This window comes from Terrabacter carboxydivorans, assembly GCF_039532035.1.
Classification (GTDB): domain Bacteria; phylum Actinomycetota; class Actinomycetes; order Actinomycetales; family Dermatophilaceae; genus Terrabacter; species Terrabacter carboxydivorans.
In genome coordinates, this window is the sequence record NZ_BAAARE010000024.1 from 1 (window position 1) to 18,990 (window position 18,990).

The window sequence follows — 18,990 nt, forward strand, 5'->3', positions numbered from 1 at the left end:
CAGCCGGGCACTACCGTGGGACACGAGAACCTCCGGGTTGGAGTGGGCCTTAGACAAGCCACATCCCATTCGGAGGTTCTCGTTCGTTCAACCAGGCACGCCGCTACCAACGTGGTGGCCGGGTACACCTAGGCGGTGAAGCAACGGCCGAGGCCCAGCTGCCTCAGGCCCTCGAGGTCGCCGGGCCCGAATCCGGTCTGGCCGACGTTGTCCTCGTACATGAGCTGAGACGGCGCCGGGACGTGGTTCAGACCGACGAGATGGGCGAACTCGTGCATGACGATCGCGCGCGCCGACGCCCAGCCGCCGGGACGCTGGAGGATCTCGCGGAACTGGGGTCCGTCGAGACTGACGGTCCCACTGACCCAGTGCTGCTGATCCGCCGTGTAGTACGGCGCACCGGATGGCCCCGCGAGACCCGCCACCCGACCCTGCAGGTCGGGGACCGCTGACGGGTCGGTCCACGCCACGAGCACCGGCGACCACCGGTCGCCGTACCGCGACCGGTCGAGCGGCGCCCGTCTCTCGGTCGGCGCCTCCGTCGTGATCCCCTCGATCACGAACTTCAGGCCGGTGGCCGAGCTCACCGAAGCGACGGCTTCGCGGACGAGCTGGTCGGCCCCGGGAGGGGCCTCGGCGTTGTTCACGAGCAGGTGGATGGGACGGCACGGGTCCCAGGCGACAGGCGGACCCCCGACCCCCGTCACGGTGTGCATGAAGACGTAGTCGGTGGACGAGGAGCGGCTCGCACCCGGCATGCCGATCGGCTGAGCGCGCGCGTCCGGAGGCGCCGGAGGCCAGATGGCGCTGGTGTCGCGGGCACCACCGCCGGTCCCGGGTATGCCGTTGAGCCAGCTGGGCACGTCGCCCCCCGAGATCGGCACCCCGCCCGCCACCGAGCTGGTCGCAGACCTGCCGAGGACGGCGAGGTGGACGTAGAGGGTGACCGCCACGACGAGCAGGGCGATCACCAGGGGCACGGCCGTGTCAGCGCGACGCCGTCGTCTCCTGGCAGCGCGGCTCCGACGCCGCGTGGGTCGAGGAGTGGCGAGCGGTTCGGGCCAAGGGGTCTCGACGCGTCGCTTGCGCGGTCGCTCGCGTCCGGCCTGGAGATCGGCGAGGCACCACAGGCACAGCAGCTCCGCGCTCCCGTCCAGCTGCCCTGCACGTTCGCCGGGTCGCAGATCCTCTCCACACGCGCAGCGAACCGGTCGCCCGACGTGAACCATCTCCACGCGTGCCTGCATGACGCCCCCGAAGCTCAGGTCCCCTGTTGTCGAGTCATGAGTATCGACGATCGCTCCGGACACCGCTTCGAAATCGGCACAACGACCGACTCCCGGGAACTAGGCGTCGAGGTGGCGGTCGGCGAGCTTGCGCAGCACGGGAACCGCTGCGGCCAGGACCGCCCGCTCGTCGTCGGTGAGGTCGGCCATCTCGGTGCTCAGCTGGGTGGCGGCCTCGTCGCGGAGCGTGTCGAGCGTGGCGTGACCGGCCGGCGAGAGGGCCAGCAGGAGGCACCGCTGGTCGCTCGGGTCGCGGTGCCGCTCGACCCAACCGGCGTCGAGGAGGATCTCGACGAGGCGCGTCATGCTCGGCGCCGAGACGTTCATCAGCTCGGCGAGGTCGCCCTGCCGCACCCCGTCGGGGTAGCGGGTCAGGGCGGCGAGCGCCGCGAGACGCGTGGGCGTGACGCCGGAGCGGGTGGCCGGCATACGCAGGTGGTAGGCGAGCCGGCCGACCTCGGTGCGCAGCTCTCCGGCGAGCCGGTCCACGTCGTGCGACCCCGTGCCGCCCGGCGCCGTCCCGTCAGCCGGAGCCGCCGCGACGACCGGACCCGACGCGCTCCCGCTCACGACCGGGCCCCCTCCGGCTCCAGCGCGTCCGCGCCGTCCCGGGCGACGTCGCGCGGCGCCGAGGCACCCGCACCCGCCGCCACGGCGACCTCGGCCGGCGCCTCGTGCGAGTCGTCGGCGTGCACGAACTTCTCACCCATGAACCAGGACGCCACAGCCGCGACGAGGCACGCGACGATCGCGAAGCCGAAGGCGACGATGAGGCCCTCGTGGAACGGCCCGGAGATCAGCGACGGGAAAAACGAGTGGCCGGTGAGGTACTGCGCATCGGTCGGCTTCAGCTGGCTCAGTGCCTGCGGTCCGAGCAGCTGCTGGACCGGGTTGTAGCCGAGCAGCGAAGCGAAGAGCACGGCGACCGGAGGCAGCGCGGCGATGGCGTGGGCCTGCTGGACGGGCACGCCGTGGGCCGCCAGACCGGACTGCATCGTCGCCGGCAGCGAGCCGGCGAGGCCGATGATCATGAGGGAGAAGAAGATCCCGATCGACAGCACCATCGACGCGTTCTGGAAGGTCGTGCTCATGCCGCTGCCGACTCCGCGGCGGTTGGCCGGCACGGCGTTCATGACGGCTGCGCGGTTGGGCGAGGCGAACAGCCCCATGCCGAAACCGTTGAGGAAGAGCGCCGCGGCGAAGGTCCAGTAGCCGAAGTCGACCGGCAGCAGGGCCAGCCACACGAAGCTGAGCGCCGCGATGACCATGCCGCCCGTGGCGAACGGCCGTGCGCCATAACGGTCCGACAGCCAGCCCGACAGCGGCCCGGCGACGAGGAAGCCGACCGTCATCGGCAGCATGAAGATGCCGGCCCACAGCGGCGTCGACTCGAACGAGTAGCCGTGACGCGGCAGCCAGATGCCCTGCAGCCAGATGATGAGGATGAACATCAGGCCGCCTCGCCCAAGGCCTGACAGCAGGCTCGCGACGTTGCCGAACGTGAAGGCCCGGACGCGGAAGAGGTCGAGGTGGAACATCGGGTGCGCCACCCGGGTCTCGATGACGCAGAAGATGCCGAGCAGCACGAGGCCGCCGATCGTCGAGGCGAGCACCCACGGGTTGGTCCAGCCCATGACGTGGTCGCCGTAGGGCTGGATGCCGTACGTGATGGCGACGAGCACGCCGACGAGGCCGAGCGCGAAGGTGACGTTGCCCCACCAGTCCATGACGTGGTGGCGGCGCGGGCTGAGGTCGCGCAGCTTGAGGTAGCCCCACAGCGTGCCGAAGACGCTGAACGGCACCGACACGAGGAAGACGTAGCGCCAGTGCACCGGCGCGAGCACGCCGCCGATGACGAGGCCGAGGAACGAGCCGGCGATGCCGGAGACCATGTTGAGGCCGAGGGCCAGCCCGCGCTGCTGGGCGGGGAAGGCGTCGGTGATGATCGCCGACGAGTTCGCCATGAGCAGGGCGCCGCCGACGCCCTGGAGCACGCGCATGACGATGAGCCACAGCACGCCGGGCGTCCCCGTCAGCCACGTGACCGACAGCGCGATGGAGAAGAGGGTGAAGATCGCGAAGCCGGCGTTGAACATCTTGACGCGCCCGTACATGTCGCCGAGCCGCCCGAAGGTGACGACGAGGACGGCGGTGACCACGAGGTAGCCCATGATCAGCCAGAGCAGGTAGCTCGAGTTGCCCGAGGCGAGCGGGTTGATGTCGAGCCCGCGGAAGATGTCGGGCAGCGCGATGAGCAGGATCGAGGAGTTGATCGTGGCGATCAGCACCCCGAGCGTCGTGGTGGACAGGGCGACCCACTTGTAGCGGGGCCCGAGGGCGGCGGGAGCGGCTGGCGAAGTCATTAGTTCAAGGCTAGTAACGAATTCTGGGCGCTCCCTGAGGACGCTCCCCGCTTGCATTCGGACGCGAGTCAGGCGCCCGTGGCATCCTCCTGTGCATGAACGGGGCCACCGCATGACGACGCAGACCCTCGCCGACGCGCCCGCGCGCCCGCGCCTGCTGCCCGCCGCGCCGCCCCGTCGCTACCTCGTGCCCGCGACCCTCGCCGTCGCGTTCGTCCTCTCGACGGGCATCGCCCAGGCGGTCACACCGTTCATCCGCCAGGACGACTGGCCCTTCCTGCTCCCCGACGGCACCCAGGGCGTGCTCCCCCCCGCCTACTACAACAGCAGCGAGGGCCGCTGGCTCAACACCCTCTGGTGGCAGCTCGTCGGCCAACACGGCACCCCGACGACCGCCGCGATCACGTATGCCGTGGGGTACCTCGCGCTCGTCGCCGGCGTCTGGCGGGTGCTGCACCTCGCAGGCGTCCGCCCCCGTCCCGTCGCCGACGTGCTCCTCGGCGTCGCGCTCTTCTCTTCGAGCGTCTGGGTGCAGCTCGTCTACTGGCCCGGCGCGCTGACGCCGTCGGTGCTCGTCGGTGCGGCCGCCGTCTGGGTGCTGCCGTGGGCGGTCCGGAGCCGCCGGCGGCTCGGCCTCTGGCTGCTCGTCGCCGAGTCGGCCGCCGTCATGACCTATCCGCCGGTCGGTGTCGTGCTGCTCGTCGTCACCGTCGTCTGCCTGCGCAACGCGCCGTGGCGCCGGGTGCTCGGCGTCGTCGCGGCGTGGGTCGCCGCGTTCGCGATCGGCGTCGGCATCAGCTACACCCTGAACCTCGTCCTCAACGGCCACTTCGGGCTCGACTTCCCGGCCTGGCGCCAGTCCAACCCCCTGACGTCCGTGGGCGCCCTCGTCACCAACACCGGGCGGTGGCTCTCCGCGGTCGGCGCCATGTGGGCGGCGCAGTGGTGGGTGGCCGCCGTCGCGGTCGTCGCCGTCGTGCTCGGCTGGCGCGACGCCATGGTGCGACCCCGGCTGCAGCGGGCCCTGCTCGCCTTCGCCGTCGCCTGCGGGCTCGACGCGGCGCAGACCCTCGCGACCGGCATCGTCACCGAGGCCCGCGGACAGCTGTGGACGTGGCTGCTCGCCGTCGTGCCCGCCGCCCTGCTCCTGCTCGACCGGCGGGGCGAGCGTCACCCCCGGGAGGACGCACCCGGCATACGCCGTCTGACCACCGAGCACGTCGCGACCGCCCTGCTCGCGGTCCTCGCCGTCGCCGGCCTGCTCTCGTGGCGTGCCGACATCGGCGCCCACCAGGCCACCCGCATGCAGTTCGCCGCGATCGCCGAGCAGGCCACGGCCCACGCGCCCGGCACCACCATGGCCACCGTCGTCATGTGGCAGGACCCGGCGCTGCGGCACACGCGCGACGGGCGACTCATCGCCAGCACCATGGTCATGGCCGTGCGCCAGCAGACCGGCGGCATCCTGCCGCGCTGGTGCCGCGGCGACGAGTGCACCGAGCTCGCCGCGCGAGCGGCCTCCGGGCCGGTCGTCCGGCTCGACAGCCCCGCGGGCTTCAGCCACGTCATGGGCATCCTCATCCCGACCCCGCCCCACTGGGTCACGGCGCCCCCCGTCGGGTAGGTCCGCGGCTAGCCTTGCCGGAGCAGCGCACGCGTCAGCGCGAGCCGGAGCAGAGCAGGAGGATGGTCATGGCCTACGACGTCGACTTCACGCAGGTCAGCACGGTCGGGCTCGAGTCCTCGCCCGTCGCGGAGGCCCTTGCCGGTCTGCGCGCCAACGAGGCCCGCTACTTCAAGAACAAGTACGACCACACCTTCAGCACGGAGCCGGCCCGCGACGCGGGCGGCGTCGTCGACCACGTGGCCCGCATCCTCAAGGAGGAGCGCGACATCGTCATCGCCTCACCCGCCCTCGAGGCGACGCAGTTCGAGGTCGACGGCGTGCGCTGGTCCTACGTCTTCTACGAGTCCGGCCTGTCGGTCAACGTGCTGTGGACGATCGCCGACGGCGGCAAGCGCGCCGTTGGCTTCAAGCTCTCGGACGGCATGGAGGTCCCCGACGAGCTCGCGGCGTTCAAGTTCGCTCGGCAGAGGTCCAAGCTCGCCGGGACGATCCGCGGCTCCTACTTCGTCATCAAGGGCGACTACTGAGCGCCACCCGACGCGCGACTCGTCGCGCTACTTGACCGAGCCGGCGGTGAGGCCGCCGACGAGGTGCTTCTCGATGACGGCGAAGAGGATCACGACCGGCACGACGGCGATGACCGACGCCGCGAAGAGCTGGTCCCAGTGCTGCTCGTAGCCGGTGATGTAGGCGCGCATGCCCACCGTCAGCGGTTTGCGGTCGTCGTCGATCATGAGCGTCAGCGCCACGACGTACTCGTTCCACGCCGCGATGAAGGTGAAGATCGTCGCCGTGACGAGACCGGGCAGCGTCAGCGGCAGCATGACCCGGCGCAGGATCTGGAAGCGTGTCGCGCCGTCGAGCGCCGCGGCCTCCTCGACCTCGAGCGGGATCGAGGAGAAGAAGCCGTGCAGGATCCAGATCGCAAACGCCAGGTTGAACGCCGCGTTCGTCAGGATCAGCGCCCCGTAGGTGTTGATCATGTTGAGCTCGAAGAACTGCCGGTAGAGGCCCACGACGAGCGAGGTCGGCGCGAACATCTGCGTCACGAGCACGAGCAGCAGGAACGCGCCGCGGCCCGGGAAGCGGTGGCGGGCCGTCATGAAGGCGGCGGGGATCGCGACGATGATGACGATGACCGTCGAGCCGGCCGCGACGATGAGCGAGGTCTTGAGCCAGTTGAGGAAGCGGTCGTCGCCGAGGATCTGGGCGTAAGTGTCCCACTGCCAGACCTTCGGCAGGAAGGTCGGCGGCGTGCTCTTGACGTCGGTGCTCGTGCGCAGCGAGTCGAGCACCATGACGAGGTAGGGCGCGAGGAAGACGAGGGCGACGAGCGCGCCGCCGATTGCCATGAGCGTGCGCCGGCGTCGGCGCGGGTCCGTCGTGTGGGACCGGTTGCCCTGCGGCTCAGGGGCGCCCGGCCTGACCGGTGCGGCAGCCGTGGTCGTGCTCATCGGCTCGTCTCCTCGCGCCAGTTGATGATCTTGAGGTAGATCCCCACGACGACGAGGATCAGCACGACGTTGAAGATGCCCGCCGCCGCCGACATGCCCACGTCCTTCTCCTGGCTCTTGAAGGCCAGCTTGTACATGAACGTGATCGTCGTGTCGTGCAGGTAGCCCGGGTTGCGGTCGTTGAGGGTGTAGATGATCGGGAAGCTGTTGAAGACGTAGATGACGTTGAGCACCGTCGCGATCATCAGCGCCGGGCGCATGAGCGGCAGCGTGATGTTCCAGTAGCGCTGCCACGGGCTCGCGCCGTCGACCGTCGCCGCCTCCATGACGTCGTCGGGGATCGCGCCGAGCCCCGCGATGAAGACGAAGATCGTGAACGGCAGCGACACGAAGACGCCGACGACGACCATCGAGAACATCGTCCAGCTGTCGTCGCCGAGGAAGTCGATCGGCTGCCCGATGAGGTGCAGCGAGAGCAGGACGTGGTTGATGATCCCGTAGTTGTAGTCGTAGAGGAGCACGAACAGCTGGCTCGTGATGACGAGCGAGGCGGCCCACGGGATGATGACGGCCCACCGCACGAAGCGCCGGCCCGGGAAGCTCTTGCTGAGGAACTGGGCCAGCGCGAGGCTGAGCACGATGGTGATGGCCACGACCGCGACGACCCACACGACGGTGTTGCGCAGGACCGTGCCGAGGTCGGGGTGCTCGAGCACCTTGGTGTAGTTGCTCCAGCCGGCGTCACCCTTGCGCAGCCCGGTGATGGAGTACTCCCCGCGCGAGGCGTCGAAGAGCTTGATCGCCGGGTAGAGCACGACGCCGAGGATCAGCGCGAGCGCCGGCGCGAGCCACAGCAGCGCCACGAGGGGGTGGACCTGGCCGATGCGGCCGGCTCGCCTGGTTCCGTGGCGACGGCCCGTGCGTGACGGCATACGGGAACGGCCCTGCCCCGACCCCGCCGACGTGGCGGGGTCGGGGCTCACCGTGGTGCTCTCGGTCATCGGGGGCGTATGCCTCAGCCGCCGTTCTCGGCGGTCTTCTGCAGACCGTCGAGGGTGGCCTTGGGGGACCCGCTGATGCCGCCGCCGAGGTTCTGCTGGACGGCGAGCTTGACCTTGTCCCACGTCGGGTCGTCGGTCGGGGTCAGCTGGGCGTTGGGCAGCGTGTCGAGGTAGACCTTGAGCTTCGGGTCGCTCTGGAACTGCTGGACGCCCGTCTTCGTGACCGGCAGGAAGCCCTCGGCCTTGATGAAGGTGTTGACCTGGTCGGGCTGGTAGTAGAGGTCGTAGAAGGCCTTGACCGCCTTCTCGTTGCCCGGCTTCTTGAAGGCCATGAGGTAGTCGGTGACACCGAAGGTCTTGCTCGGCGAGCCGTCGTTGGACGGGAAGGGCGCCACGCCGTAGTCGACCTTCTTGTCCTGGTCGAGCGCGCCGGCCAGCGGGCTGAAGCCGATGACCATGCCGGCCTTGCCGGACTTGAAGAGGTCGAAGGCGTCGGCACGGTTGGTGCGGGCCGGGTTGTTCTGCGTGACCTTCTCGTCAGCGAGCTTCTTGAGGAAGGTCAGCGTCTCGACGTTCTTGTCGGAGTTGATCGTCCACTTGCCGCCGTCCTTCCACGTGCCGCCGTTGTTGAACAGCCACATGGAGAACTCGCCCTGCGACTCCTCGGGGCCGAGCGGGAGGGCGTAGCCGACGTTGCCGTTGCCGAGCGCGGTGATCTTCTTCGCGTCGTCCTCGAGCTCGGCCCAGGTCTTGGGCGGGTTGGCGATGCCGGCCTGCTTGAAGAGCGTCTTGTTGTAGAAGAAGGCGCGCGCCGAGGACAGGTCGGGGAAGCCGTAGAACTTGCCCTGGTAGGTGCCGTACTTGACGAAGGTGTCGAGGATGTCGCTCTTGACGGCGGCGGGCAGCACGGCGTCCGAGTCGTAGAGCAGGCCGTCCTTGGCATAGCTCGCGTAGGCGTTGAGGTTGAGGATGTCCGGCGCCTGGTTGTTCTGGATCATCGTCGAGGACTGCTGGTCGATGTTGTCCCAGCTGACGACCTGCACGTCGAGCGTGTAGCCGGTCTTGTCCTTGTACGTCTTGGCGAACGCGTCCCAGAACGCCTTGGTGTGGTCCTTGGAGTACTCGGCCGCGACGAGCTTGATCGTCTTGACCTCCTGGCCGCTCCCCCCGCTGGCGCCTGCGCTCGTGCCGGCCCCGGTGCCCCCACCGCACGCGCCGAGGGCGAGGCCCGCGATGGCCAGGCCCGCGACGACCGCAGACTTCTTCGTCGACGTCATGTCTCTCCTTGGTTCGGTGCCGGGGTGCTGGCGGCGCGGTGACGCGCCGACCCGGCCACGGTGACGCCCAACCTAGAGCGGCATCTGGGCGGTTGCAAGAGCAATGATGACTGAAACTTCGGCAATCCGATCACAATCACGCAAAGGCGCGCTCGGCGTCACACCTCGTGGACCTCGACGCCGGCGGCGCGCAGGGCCTCCACCTCGTCGCGGTCTGCGCCCACGGTAGTGACGAGGTGGTCGATGCGCTCGGCGGGACAGATCGAGGCGAAGGTGCGCATCCCGAGCTTCTCACCGGTCGCGACGCAGATGACCTGCTTGGAGCGCTCGATCATCGTGCGGATGATCGCCGCCTCCTCCTCGTGCCGGCACGTCGCCCCCTCGCGCGCGCTGAGGGCGTTGACGCCGACGATGGCGACGTCGATCCACAGCTGCTGAAGCACGAGGGTCGCGAGGGGTCCGGTCACCTCGTAGGACTCGGGGCGGGCGACGCCGCCGAGCGAGACGCACTGCACGTGCGGGCGCAGCACCGCCTCGGTCGCGATGTTGAGCGCGTTGGTGACGATGGTGATCTCGCCGTCGGCGGCGAGGTCGTCGCGCGCCGTGATGGCCCGCGCCGTCGCGGTCGTCGTCGTGCCGCCGTTGAGGCCGATGACCTGGCCGGGCTCGACGAGCGCGGCGGCCGCCTCGGCGACCCGGGTCCGGTCGTCGTCGGCCATGCTGCTGCGGTAGCGGTAGGGCAGCTCGTAGGCGACCGACGTCGCGACGACACCCCCGTGGTTGCGCGCGACGAGCTGGCGCTTGGCGAGCTCGGAGAAGTCCCGTCGGATCGTCGCCTCGCTGACGTTCAGCAGCTCGGCGGCCTCACCGACCCCGAGGCGCCCCGTCGTCGCGAGCCGGTCGAGCATGACCGACCAGCGGCTGGCGCGGTTGCGTGCGGGATCGATCTCTTCGGTCACGCGCTGACGATACCGCGCACTTCGAGCAATGGACATGTGCATCTCTGCGCGTTTAGGGTTGGTTTCGCGCACACACAAGCACCACTGTCGGGCGACCGTCGCCCGTCACCACTCGCCGGGAGAGCCCATGCCGCAGTCCACCCACCTCGCCCAGGAGATCGCCACCCAGCCCGACGACTGGGAGCGCGTCGTCGGCCGCCTCGACGAGGTCGCGGGCCACCTGCCGCAGCCCGGCGAGCGGGTCGCCACCATCGGGTGCGGCACGTCGTGGTTCATGGGGCAGGCGTATGCCGCCCGCCGCGAGTCCCTCGGACAGGGCACCACCGACGCGTATGCCGCCTCCGAGCACCGCCTCGCCCGCGGCTACGACCGCGTCGTGCTGATCTCCCGGTCGGGCACGACGACCGAGGTCATGGCGGTCGTCGAGGAGCTGCGCGCAGCCGGCACCCCGCACGTCTCCTTCGTCGCCACGGCCGGCACGCCGGTCGCCGAGCGCTCAAGCGCCACAGTGCTGCTCGCCGACGTCGACGAGCAGAGCGTCGTACAGACGCGGTTCGCCACGACGACCCTCGCCCTGCTGCGCGCCTCCCTCGGTGAGGACCTCACGGCGGCGGCAGCGCAGGCCCGCGCGGTGCTCGCGGAGGACGCCGACACGGCATACGGCCCCCTCGTCGGCGCGGAGCAGGTGACCTTCCTCGGGCGCGGGTGGACCAACGGCATCGCGAACGAGGCCGCGCTCAAGCTGCGCGAGTCGGCGCAGTTCTGGTCCGAGTCCTACCCGGCGATGGAGTACCGCCACGGCCCGATCAGCATCGCCGCGCCGGGGCGCGCCGTGTGGGCGTTCGGCGAGGTGCCGGAGGGGCTGCGCGAGCAGGTGGAGGCGACGGGAGCGCGGTTCGAGCACCGCGACATCGACCCGCTCGCCGACCTCGTCCGGCTGCACCGGCTCTGCCTCGGCAAGGCCGACGCGGCGGGTCTCGACCCCGACGCCCCCCGCAACCTGACGAGAAGCATCGTCCTCACCTGACCCACCCCACCCACACCACTCCACCCCGCTCAACTCAACCCAACCGTCGAAAGGCCAAACCCTGCGGGTGTGCCCCAGTCGAGAGGCCTGAGTTCGCGGGTCCTGAACCGTCGAAAGGCCACGTTCGGCCCACCCCGGAACGTCGAAAGGCCACGAATGGCCGGGCAACTCCTGGCCTCTCGACGATCACCTGGGGGCCAGACGTGGCCCCTCGACGTTGGGACACTCGCGAACTTTGGCCTTTCGACGGTGGGAGACCCGCGAACTTTGGCCTTTCGACGGTTCAGGGGTGGGCGAGGAGGCGCATCAGGCGGGCGGCCTCGTCGGTGACGGCGTCGCGGGCGGCGCCGAGGTACTTCCTCGTGTCGACGGTCGGCGACGCCTCGAGCCGGGCCGTCATCGCGCGCGTGAACACCTGGTTGAGATGGGTCGCGATGTTGACCTTGGTCATCCCGGCCCGCACGGCGGCGACGAGCCCCGCATCAGGCACGCCGGACGAGCCGTGCAGCACCAGGGGCACCGGCACCGAGTCCCTCAGTGCCGCAATGAGATCCGTGTCGAGCTCGGCCGTGCGGTCTGTCATCGCATGGCTGCTCCCGACCGCAACGGCCAACGCGTCCACGCCCGTGTCGGCCACGAAGCGTGCCGCGTCGGCCGGGTCGGTGCGCACCCCGGGGGCGTGCACGCCGTCCTTGCCGCCGACCTCGCCCAGCTCGGCCTCGACCGAGACCCCCGCAGCACGGCACAGCTCGACGACCCGCCTCGTCACCGCGCGGTTCTCGTCGTCGGGCAGCGTCGACCCGTCGAACATCACCGACGTCAGCCCCAGCCGCACCGCCTGCTCGACGAGGGCGACGTCCTCGGCGTGGTCGAGGTGCACGACCACCGGCTGCCTGCACGCGTCGGCGATGGCGAGCGTCGCGGCCGCGATCGGCGCGAGGGACCCGTGGTAGCGCACGCAGTTCTCCGAGATCTGCATGACGACAGGCAGACTCACGCGCTCGGCTGCCGCGGCATACGCCTCGGCGTGCTCGAGCTGGATGACGTTGAAGGCCGCGACGCCGCGGCCGGCAGCCGACGCCTCGGCGAGCACGGGCGTCAGTGCGGAACGGGTCACGGGCGGAGCTCCTCGATCTCGACGGCGGCGAGCAGGCGGTCGACGTCGGCCGGGTCGACGGCCCCCGCGACCGGCTGCAGCACCGCCGCAGCCGACCACGCGACACCGCGCCGCAGCACAGCCGACCACGCGTCGACGCCCTGCGGCAGGTCACCGATACCGTCCAGGTCCGCGGCCAGCGCCGCCGTCAACGCGTCACCGGCACCCGTCGGGTTGCCGGAGAGCGGGCGGGGCAGGTAGGCGCGCAGCAGGACGTCCTCGTGCGCCAGGACGAGGCCGTTGGTGCCGTCGCTGATGAGCGCCGCACGGGCGCCCGCGGCGACGAGCGCTCGCGCCGCCACGGGCACCGACGGCACCTCGCCCCGGCCGAGGCCGGTCACGGTCTGCGCGGCCTCGACACGGTTGGGCTTGACGAGGTCGGGGCCGAGCCCGAGCACGCGCGAGAGGTGGACACCGCTGACGTCGAGCACGACCCGCAGGTCTGCGTCCTGCGCCAGCCGCACCAGGCGGCGGACGAGCTCGGCATCGGTGCCCGGAGGGAAGCTGCCCGACACGGTCAGCACCGAGGCCTGCGGCGCGAGCGCCGACACCTCGTCGACGACGCGGTCCCAGACCCGCTGCGACTGGCCGACGCCCGGCTCGTTGAAGAGCGTTGCCCGGCCGCCCGCCTCGACGACCGCCACCGACCGCCGCGTCGGGCACGGCGAGGGCACGAGCCGGTGCGGCACCCGGCGCGCGGACAGGTCGGAGCGGAAGAGGTCGATGTCGGTCTCGCCGGCCGGCGCCACGGCCACGGCCTGGTGCCGCATCGCGGTCAGCACCGCCGCGACGTTGAGGCCCTTGCCGCCGGCGCGCTCGCTCACCGAGGCGACGCGGTGGGACTCCCCGAGGGCGACGACGGGCACGGCATACGTGATGTCGAGCGCGGGGTTGGGGGTGACGGTGACGATCATCGACCGACGAGGTCCAGCGCGATCGTCGCGGCGCCGAGCGAGCCAGCGCGCGAGCCGAGCGCAGCGGCCTCGACGACGACGTCGTCGCGTCCACCGAGGCGCGCCCGGAGTGCGGTGCGCAGCGGCTCGAGCAGGGTGTCGCCGGCATGCACGAGACCGCCCCCGATGAGGACGAGCTCGGTGCCAGCGGCGGCCACGACGGGGGCGACCATGATCGCGAGCGCGTCGATGGCCTCCTGCCAGATGCGGCTCGCCTCGGCCTCACCGGCCTCGGCGCGGCGGGCCACCTCCTCGGCGTCGCCGACGAGACCGGTCGCCTCGGACCAGCGACGGCCGATGGCGCCGGCGCTCGACAGCGCCTCGAGGCAGCCGCGCTGCCCGCAGCCGCAGAGCGGCCCGTCGGGCACGACGACGATGTGGCCGATCTCGCCGGTCCACAGCGACCCGGTGACGAGCTGCCCGCGGCAGAGGATCGCGCTGGCCAGGCCCGTGCCGAGCGGCACGAAGAGCACGTTGTCGGCCTCGCGCGCGGCGCCGAGGCGGTGCTCGGCGAGCAGTCCCGAGCGGACGTCGTGACCGACGGCGACCGGGACGTCGACGTGGGAGGCGACGCCCCCGCGCAGGTCGAGGTCACGCCAGCCGAGGTTGGCCGACCAGACGCCGATGCCGGCGACGTCGTCGACGAGGCCCGGCACCACGACGCCGACGGCGAGCAGCTCGACGCCGTCACCTGCCTGCGCAGTCAGCTCGACGACGGCCTTGGCGGCGACCTCGCCGAGCTGGTCGCCGACCCGGTCGGGGGTCGGGCGCACCGTCTCGGCGAGCACCTGGCCGTCGGGGGTCACGAGGGCCGACTTGATCCGGGTGCCCCCGACGTCGATCCCGACCACTGCTTCGCGCATCACGCTGCGCAGTCTATGAGCAATCGTGCACGGTTGAACACCCGATCAATCACATTCGGACAGGCACCTCATCCTGCTGCGCCAAGCCTGCCACCAGACGCGCCCAACCGCGCGGGGAGCCGTCGTCAGCGCAGGTAGAGCGCGCGCGCCGGGCAGAGCCGCACCGCCGTCTCGGCGAGCTCGCGCCCGTCCTCGCCGACGACCGTGTCGTCGCCGACGACGGGATAGCCCCACTCGTCGAGGGTGACCCCGGCGAGCAGCTGGGCGCACACGCCGTGTCCCGTGCAGGCGACGCGGTCGACGGCGACGCGCGGGTCGTGGGCGAGCCCGACCCGGCGCCGGGTCTCGTCGGCGGGACGCCGCGGGCGGGACCCGTTCCGGTCAGTGGGCGTGGACATCGCTCCTCCTCGGTGTCGTGCGGAGCTCCGCCGCGGCGCAGAGGCCGGTGCGGTGCTGCTCCAGGTGGTCGGCGAAGACGCGCAGCGCGGACCACGCGAAGCCGGCCACGCCGTCGGGGAAGCGGCACGCGCCGCGCCCCGGCAGGAGCGCGACCCGTGATCGCACGCGGTCGTATGCCGTGTCGTCGCCTCCCGAGACCAGGGCTCGCCAGTCGGCGGCGAGGGTGGGTAGACCGAACATGCACGGTCCGCACTGGCCGGCGGACTCGCCCGCGGCCCAGGTGAGGCAGCGGTCGACGAAGCCGAGCGGGCAGTCGCGCGGGTCGAGGACCTCGAGCACTCCGGGGCCGGTGCGGGCGCCGACCCGCGAGAGGTCGGCATCGGACCAGTGCAGACCGGGCACGTCGGCGGCACGGACGAAGGTGCCGCCGAGGCCGCCGACGAGGACCGCCGACGATGCCTCGGGCAGGCCTCCGGCGAGGTCGAGCAGGTCGGTGACCCGCGCGCCGGCAGCCGTCTCGAGCACCACGGCGCGCGCGGTCGGGGTGCTGACCGAGACGAGCCGCGGGCCGGGCTGGTCCGGGGTGCCGTACGACCGGAACCAGGAGGCGCCGTGCCGGGAGATCTGCGCGGCGCGCCAGACGGTCTCGGCGTTGAGCACGACCATCGGGCGGATCCGCCGACCCTCGGAGTCGCGGCCACCCCGCACGAACGGCTGCCGCTTCGTCATGGGACGGGCCAGGCCGCCCTGGGCGAGGGAGATGATCGACGACTCCTCCGAGGAGACGTAGCGCGGAGGCACCGCGAGCAGTCGCAGCCCGGCCGCGTGCAGCAGGTGCGCGGTCTCGGAGCCGCGGTGGGCGGCATACGTGACCTTGGCCCCGTCGGCGATCTCGCTCGCACCGTCGATGAGCTCGCCGAGCCGGTTGGCGACGACCCAGGCGTCCTTCGTGGCGCCCAGCTCGCCGTCGCAGGCGTTGACGACGAGCTGCGCGTCGTGGGCGTGCGCGGCGGCGACCTTGGTCGCGGTGCTGAAGGCGGCGCCGCCGCGACCGGTCAGCCCGGCCTCGGCGAGCAGGGACACGATGGTCATGACCACTCCTGGGCTGCGACGGCGACGCGTCGCTCTCGGTCGAGGTGGGTGGAGGTGTAGCGCCAGGCAATGGCGCCGACACCGACGACCGCGCAGGCGATGGTCGTGCCGCGCAGCAGCAGCTCGCCGCTCGTGCCGAGCGCGAGCCCGTGGACGATCGCCATCGGCCACAGCGCGTGGGAGAGCAGGTGCACCCGGCGCCAGGTGCGCTCGGCGAGGCGGTGGCGCAGGAGCGAGGTGACGACGACGGCGAGGAGCACGTCGAAGGCGAGCGTCCCGAGGCCCACCCACAGCGTCTCGTAGCCCGAGGTGAACGGCAGGACCGCCGACATGAGGTCGATCGACACGTAGGTCTCGGCGACGGCCGTCGCGATGTGGGCCAGCAGGAAGACGCTCGTGCCGAGGGACAGCCACCGGTGCACGGCCATGACGATGGTCGCGGAGTCGCCGGTGGGCCGGCGCCGCCCGCTCGTCACGAGCCCGAGCACGACGACGACCGTGAGCAGCACGATGCTGACGACACCCGTGGCGCGAGAGACGTACCAGAGCAGCTCGTTCATCAGGCGGCCCTGCCCGCCCCGTCGGGCCAGCCCGGCGTCGTCAGCACCCGTCCGTCGCGGTGCTCGAGACGCGCCGGGATGCCGTGGTCGGTGAGCCACTCGGGTGCGTCGGCACCGAGCACGACCGCGGCCGTCGACGCGGCGTTGGCCTTGAGGCACGACGCGGCGGCACACGACACCTGCGCCCAGACGGCCAGCGCGGTGTGGCCCGTCCGGGGGTCGACGATGTGGTGCCGTGGGCCGTCGTCGGTGTCCCAGACCCGCAGCTGCGTCGACGACGTCGCGATGGCCTGTCCCGTGCTCGTCACGACCTGCCGGACCGAGCCGGACGCGGACTCGATGCCGACCGACCACCCCTGCGGCGGGAGGTCGCCCGACACCGCGACGTCACCGCCGAGGTTGACGGCGAACCCGCCCGGCAGCGACTCGGCGAGCAGCGCGGCGATGCAGTCCGCGGCATACGCCTTCGCGGAGGCGCCGAGGTCGAGCAGGGTGCCGGGCGCGACAGCGACCCGGCGACCCGAGACGTTGAGGTGGACTGTGTGCCACTGCGGCACCCCGGCGACGCGCACCTGGTGGAAGCCGGGCCGGGCGCGCACGACGTCGAGGTCGGCGTCGTAGCCCTCGGCCACGAGCACCGACCCCACGGTCGGGTCGACGAGGCCGCCCGTGAGCCGGGCGACGCGCAGCGCCGCCTGGAGGTATGCCGCGAAGGTCGGTGACACGAACGCCTCGGCGGGTGCCCGGCGAGCCCGCGCCGCAAGGAGACTCACCTCCGAGTCGGGCCGGAAGCGGCTGACGGCACGGTCCACCTCGCGCAGGTGGCGCCGGGCGATCTCGACCGCCTCGGGCAGCACCTCGGGGCGGGTGACGAGGACCGAGTTCGTCGTGCCGATGGCCTCGAAGGTGCTCTTCGCGACTCGCGGCCCTGACAGGATGTCCATCACGAACCGCCCGAGTTCGTCTGCGCCTGGGCGTTGCTCCCGCTCACGGGGGCCACGGCGCTGAAGCCGGAGGTGGAGGCCGAGTCGTCGGACGACCCGGACGAGGTGGACGAGCTGGAGTCGTCCGACGAGTTCTGGCTCGTCGTCTGGCTCGAGGTCTGGCTCGTCGTCTGGGTCGCGACGGTCTGGTTCTGGGCGTCGGCGAGGTGGATGCCGACGGCGCCCACGAGGACGGTGGCGGCGGTCATGAGACCGGCGGTCCAGAGTCGGGCTCGGCGCAGGGCGCGGGGGACGGTGCTCATGGGGACTCCTTCGGTGGTGATGGCTCCACCGTCGCGAGCGCCACTGTGGGCTCGCTGTGCCCACCCGATGACGACGGCATGCATCGCTGGCATGGCGCGGCCAGAGGGTTCAGCTGCCGGGGCAGTCCACCTCGTGGTTCCTCGGCCATACCGGGTCGGCCCCGGACCCAAGAACCTCGAGGTGACCCCGTTCACCGGTCCAGGTCAGGGCGGAGGACCCGGCCTCGACGGGCCGATATCCGTCGTCCGTGCTGTACCGGCTCACGCGTCGCGCCACGACCCCGTGGGCGGGCAGGACGAAGACGGCGCCGCTGCCGCCCATGAGGAACGACTGCTCCTGCACCACGACCCGGCACCCACCGGCGCTCGACGGGTCCACCACAGAGGTCGAGCCGCTGTCGAAGGCCCAAGAGAAGGCGGTCGCGGCGCCGGCGCCGACGACGAGCAGCCCCACGGTCAGTCGCCGGCCGGGGGTCGGCCGGCGGTGGACGCGGCCGAGCACGCGGCCGAGGACCAGCAGGGCCACGCCGCCCCAGAAGAGGACCACGGCGGCGTCGCCGGCGCTGGTCACGTCCTCGCCGAGGACGAGAACCGCCGGCCAGGCGACGGAAGACACGACGAGCGTCACCGTGGCCGCCAGGAACGTGATGCCGCCTCGTCGCGCGATGGCTTGCGCCGTGTCCACGCCACCCCCGTGTCGCCGTCCGGTCGTCGAGGCCCGAATCTAGCCCGCCGCGCCAGGACCGCGACGCCCGCCGCGTGTGCAGATGTCGGGGTCCTGCCCCCACACTCTGCACACATCCCGGAGTCCCAGGCAGAGGTGTGGACGTCAGAGGTCCCGGAATCCGCTTGCCCCGCAAGGAGACGCGCCAGCACGCTTGCGAGCATGACGATGCACATCCACAACGTGACCTTCGACTGCGCCGACGCCCGCGCCCTCGGCACCTTCCGGGCCGCGCTGCTCGGCTGGAACGTCTACTACGACGACGACCCCGAGGTCGTCGTCGCGGCGTCGTTCCCGAGCTCCGGCCTCGGGCTGCTCTTCATCCCCGTCCCCGAGGGCAAGACGGCCAAGAACCGCCAGCACCTCGACCTCGCCCCCGACGAGGGCACCCGCGACGAGTGGGTCGAGCGCGCACTCGGCCTCGGCGCCACACTCGTCGGCGACCACCGCACGCCCGAGGGCACCGGCTGGGTCACCATGGCCGACCCCGAGGGCAACGAGTTCTGCATCGAACGCGGCGCCACCGAGACGGGCCCCCGGCCCTCACGCGCCTACCGCATCGGCACGTGACGGCGCGGCACGTGCGGCTGTCGGGCCCCTGACCCCACCCCAGTCAGACGCGACGAAATCCGGCGAGCGCCTCAGTCGCCCTGCGCCAGGGCCACGCTCCTGGGCACGACGAGCCGCCAGGCGTCGACGACGATCTCGCGCATGCGCGCCACGTCGATCGCGTCGAGGCGCACCTCGACCCAGTTGAACCGCAGGTCCGACCGCCGGGGCAGGAGGAAGACCTCGGGCTCGCTCGCGACGAGCACGTCACGCTCCTCCTTGGGGAACGCGAAGCCCATCTGCGTCTCGTCCGCCGAGAACGCGAGCCACACGATCTTGCCGACGCGGAACTTGACGCGGTCACGCACGAGCACCTCGTAGGAGCGGGGCAGCTGCTCGGCCACGCGCCGCACGTCCTCGATGGTCACGGGCACCCCTCCACCCTGCCACGCGG

At 71.6% G+C, this 18,990-nt stretch carries 21 protein-coding genes; 4 read left to right on the forward strand and 17 right to left on the reverse strand.

The features are described from left to right. Positions 1-128: 128 nt before the first annotated feature. From ABD297_RS20185 to ABD297_RS20195, 3 genes are all read right to left on the reverse strand, one after another. The gene (locus tag ABD297_RS20185; protein WP_344256903.1) at positions 129-980 is read right to left on the reverse strand and encodes a M10 family metallopeptidase domain-containing protein; all 852 of its coding nucleotides are present in this window, start codon (positions 978-980) and stop codon (positions 129-131) included. A 366-nt stretch (positions 981-1,346) separates the two neighbouring features. Then, complete coding sequence (locus ABD297_RS20190) at positions 1,347-1,856, reverse strand: MarR family winged helix-turn-helix transcriptional regulator (protein WP_344256904.1); 510 nt, start codon at positions 1,854-1,856, stop codon at positions 1,347-1,349. Then, the gene (locus ABD297_RS20195) at positions 1,853-3,649 is read right to left on the reverse strand and encodes an MFS transporter (protein ID WP_344256905.1); all 1,797 of its coding nucleotides are present in this window, start codon (positions 3,647-3,649) and stop codon (positions 1,853-1,855) included. Before ABD297_RS20195 ends, ABD297_RS20190 begins: the two co-directional genes overlap by 4 nt. A gap of 112 nt (positions 3,650-3,761) precedes the next feature. On the opposite strand from ABD297_RS20195, the gene ABD297_RS20200 reads away from it, so the two are divergent. Then, positions 3,762-5,273 carry a hypothetical protein gene (locus tag ABD297_RS20200; RefSeq protein ID WP_344256906.1) on the forward strand — a complete coding sequence of 504 codons (1,512 nt, stop codon included), beginning with the start codon at positions 3,762-3,764 and terminating at the stop codon, positions 5,271-5,273. Positions 5,274-5,341: 68 nt separating this feature from the next. Beyond that, entirely contained in the window at positions 5,342-5,803 is a 462-nt protein-coding gene (locus tag ABD297_RS20205; protein ID WP_344256907.1) for a phage tail protein, read from the forward strand. Between the two features lie 27 nt (positions 5,804-5,830). Here the strand turns inward: ABD297_RS20205 and ABD297_RS20210 are convergent, their stop codons facing one another. From ABD297_RS20210 to ABD297_RS20225, 4 genes are all read right to left on the reverse strand, one after another. After that, complete coding sequence (locus tag ABD297_RS20210; protein WP_344256908.1) at positions 5,831-6,730, reverse strand: carbohydrate ABC transporter permease; 900 nt, start codon at positions 6,728-6,730, stop codon at positions 5,831-5,833. Continuing rightward, entirely contained in the window at positions 6,727-7,731 is a 1,005-nt protein-coding gene (locus tag ABD297_RS20215) for a carbohydrate ABC transporter permease (RefSeq protein WP_344256909.1), read from the reverse strand. Before ABD297_RS20215 ends, ABD297_RS20210 begins: the two co-directional genes overlap by 4 nt. A 14-nt stretch (positions 7,732-7,745) precedes the next feature. Then, positions 7,746-9,008 (reverse strand): extracellular solute-binding protein, encoded by a 1,263-nt coding sequence (locus ABD297_RS20220; RefSeq protein WP_344256910.1) that lies wholly within the window; start codon positions 9,006-9,008, stop codon positions 7,746-7,748. Between the two features lie 158 nt (positions 9,009-9,166). Further along, on the reverse strand, positions 9,167-9,967 hold the full coding sequence (locus ABD297_RS20225; RefSeq protein WP_344256911.1) for a DeoR/GlpR family DNA-binding transcription regulator: 801 nt from the start codon (positions 9,965-9,967) through the stop codon (positions 9,167-9,169). Between the two features lie 127 nt (positions 9,968-10,094). Here ABD297_RS20225 and ABD297_RS20230 point away from each other — a divergent pair, with 127 nt between their 5' ends. Beyond that, complete coding sequence (locus ABD297_RS20230) at positions 10,095-10,994, forward strand: SIS domain-containing protein (RefSeq protein ID WP_344256912.1); 900 nt, start codon at positions 10,095-10,097, stop codon at positions 10,992-10,994. A 283-nt stretch (positions 10,995-11,277) separates the two neighbouring features. Here the strand turns inward: ABD297_RS20230 and ABD297_RS20235 are convergent, their stop codons facing one another. The 9 genes from ABD297_RS20235 to ABD297_RS20275 form a co-directional block, all read right to left on the reverse strand. Then, entirely contained in the window at positions 11,278-12,111 is an 834-nt protein-coding gene (locus ABD297_RS20235) for a class II fructose-bisphosphate aldolase (protein ID WP_344256913.1), read from the reverse strand. Continuing rightward, the gene (locus tag ABD297_RS20240) at positions 12,108-13,064 is read right to left on the reverse strand and encodes a 1-phosphofructokinase family hexose kinase (protein WP_344256914.1); all 957 of its coding nucleotides are present in this window, start codon (positions 13,062-13,064) and stop codon (positions 12,108-12,110) included. The genes ABD297_RS20235 and ABD297_RS20240 overlap by 4 nt, the downstream gene beginning before the upstream one ends. Further along, positions 13,061-13,966 (reverse strand): ROK family protein, encoded by a 906-nt coding sequence (locus ABD297_RS20245; protein ID WP_344256976.1) that lies wholly within the window; start codon positions 13,964-13,966, stop codon positions 13,061-13,063. The genes ABD297_RS20240 and ABD297_RS20245 overlap by 4 nt, the downstream gene beginning before the upstream one ends. Before the next feature lie 125 nt (positions 13,967-14,091). Further along, a complete protein-coding gene (locus tag ABD297_RS20250; protein ID WP_344256915.1) occupies positions 14,092-14,364 on the reverse strand; it encodes a ferredoxin in 273 nt (90 codons plus the stop codon). Further along, complete coding sequence (locus ABD297_RS20255) at positions 14,348-15,457, reverse strand: NADH-ubiquinone oxidoreductase-F iron-sulfur binding region domain-containing protein (protein WP_344256916.1); 1,110 nt, start codon at positions 15,455-15,457, stop codon at positions 14,348-14,350. The genes ABD297_RS20250 and ABD297_RS20255 overlap by 17 nt, the downstream gene beginning before the upstream one ends. Next, a complete protein-coding gene (locus ABD297_RS20260) occupies positions 15,454-16,017 on the reverse strand; it encodes a ferric reductase-like transmembrane domain-containing protein (RefSeq protein WP_344256917.1) in 564 nt (187 codons plus the stop codon). The genes ABD297_RS20255 and ABD297_RS20260 overlap by 4 nt, the downstream gene beginning before the upstream one ends. Then, positions 16,017-16,961, reverse strand: coding sequence for an FAD:protein FMN transferase (locus ABD297_RS20265; RefSeq protein ID WP_344256919.1), 945 nt, complete (start codon positions 16,959-16,961; stop codon positions 16,017-16,019). Before ABD297_RS20265 ends, ABD297_RS20260 begins: the two co-directional genes overlap by 1 nt. Then, complete coding sequence (locus tag ABD297_RS20270) at positions 16,961-17,263, reverse strand: hypothetical protein (RefSeq protein ID WP_344256920.1); 303 nt, start codon at positions 17,261-17,263, stop codon at positions 16,961-16,963. The genes ABD297_RS20265 and ABD297_RS20270 overlap by 1 nt, the downstream gene beginning before the upstream one ends. 109 nt (positions 17,264-17,372) lie before the next feature. Then, a complete protein-coding gene (locus tag ABD297_RS20275) occupies positions 17,373-17,948 on the reverse strand; it encodes a hypothetical protein (RefSeq protein WP_344256921.1) in 576 nt (191 codons plus the stop codon). A gap of 201 nt (positions 17,949-18,149) precedes the next feature. On the opposite strand from ABD297_RS20275, the gene ABD297_RS20280 reads away from it, so the two are divergent. Continuing rightward, the gene (locus ABD297_RS20280; protein WP_344256922.1) at positions 18,150-18,557 is read left to right on the forward strand and encodes a VOC family protein; all 408 of its coding nucleotides are present in this window, start codon (positions 18,150-18,152) and stop codon (positions 18,555-18,557) included. Between the two features lie 71 nt (positions 18,558-18,628). On the opposite strand, the gene ABD297_RS20285 is transcribed toward ABD297_RS20280, so the two are convergent. Beyond that, positions 18,629-18,964: an MmcQ/YjbR family DNA-binding protein gene (locus tag ABD297_RS20285; protein ID WP_344256923.1), complete on the reverse strand. Its 336-nt coding sequence runs from the start codon at positions 18,962-18,964 to the stop codon at positions 18,629-18,631. Between the last annotated feature and the right edge of the window lie 26 nt (positions 18,965-18,990).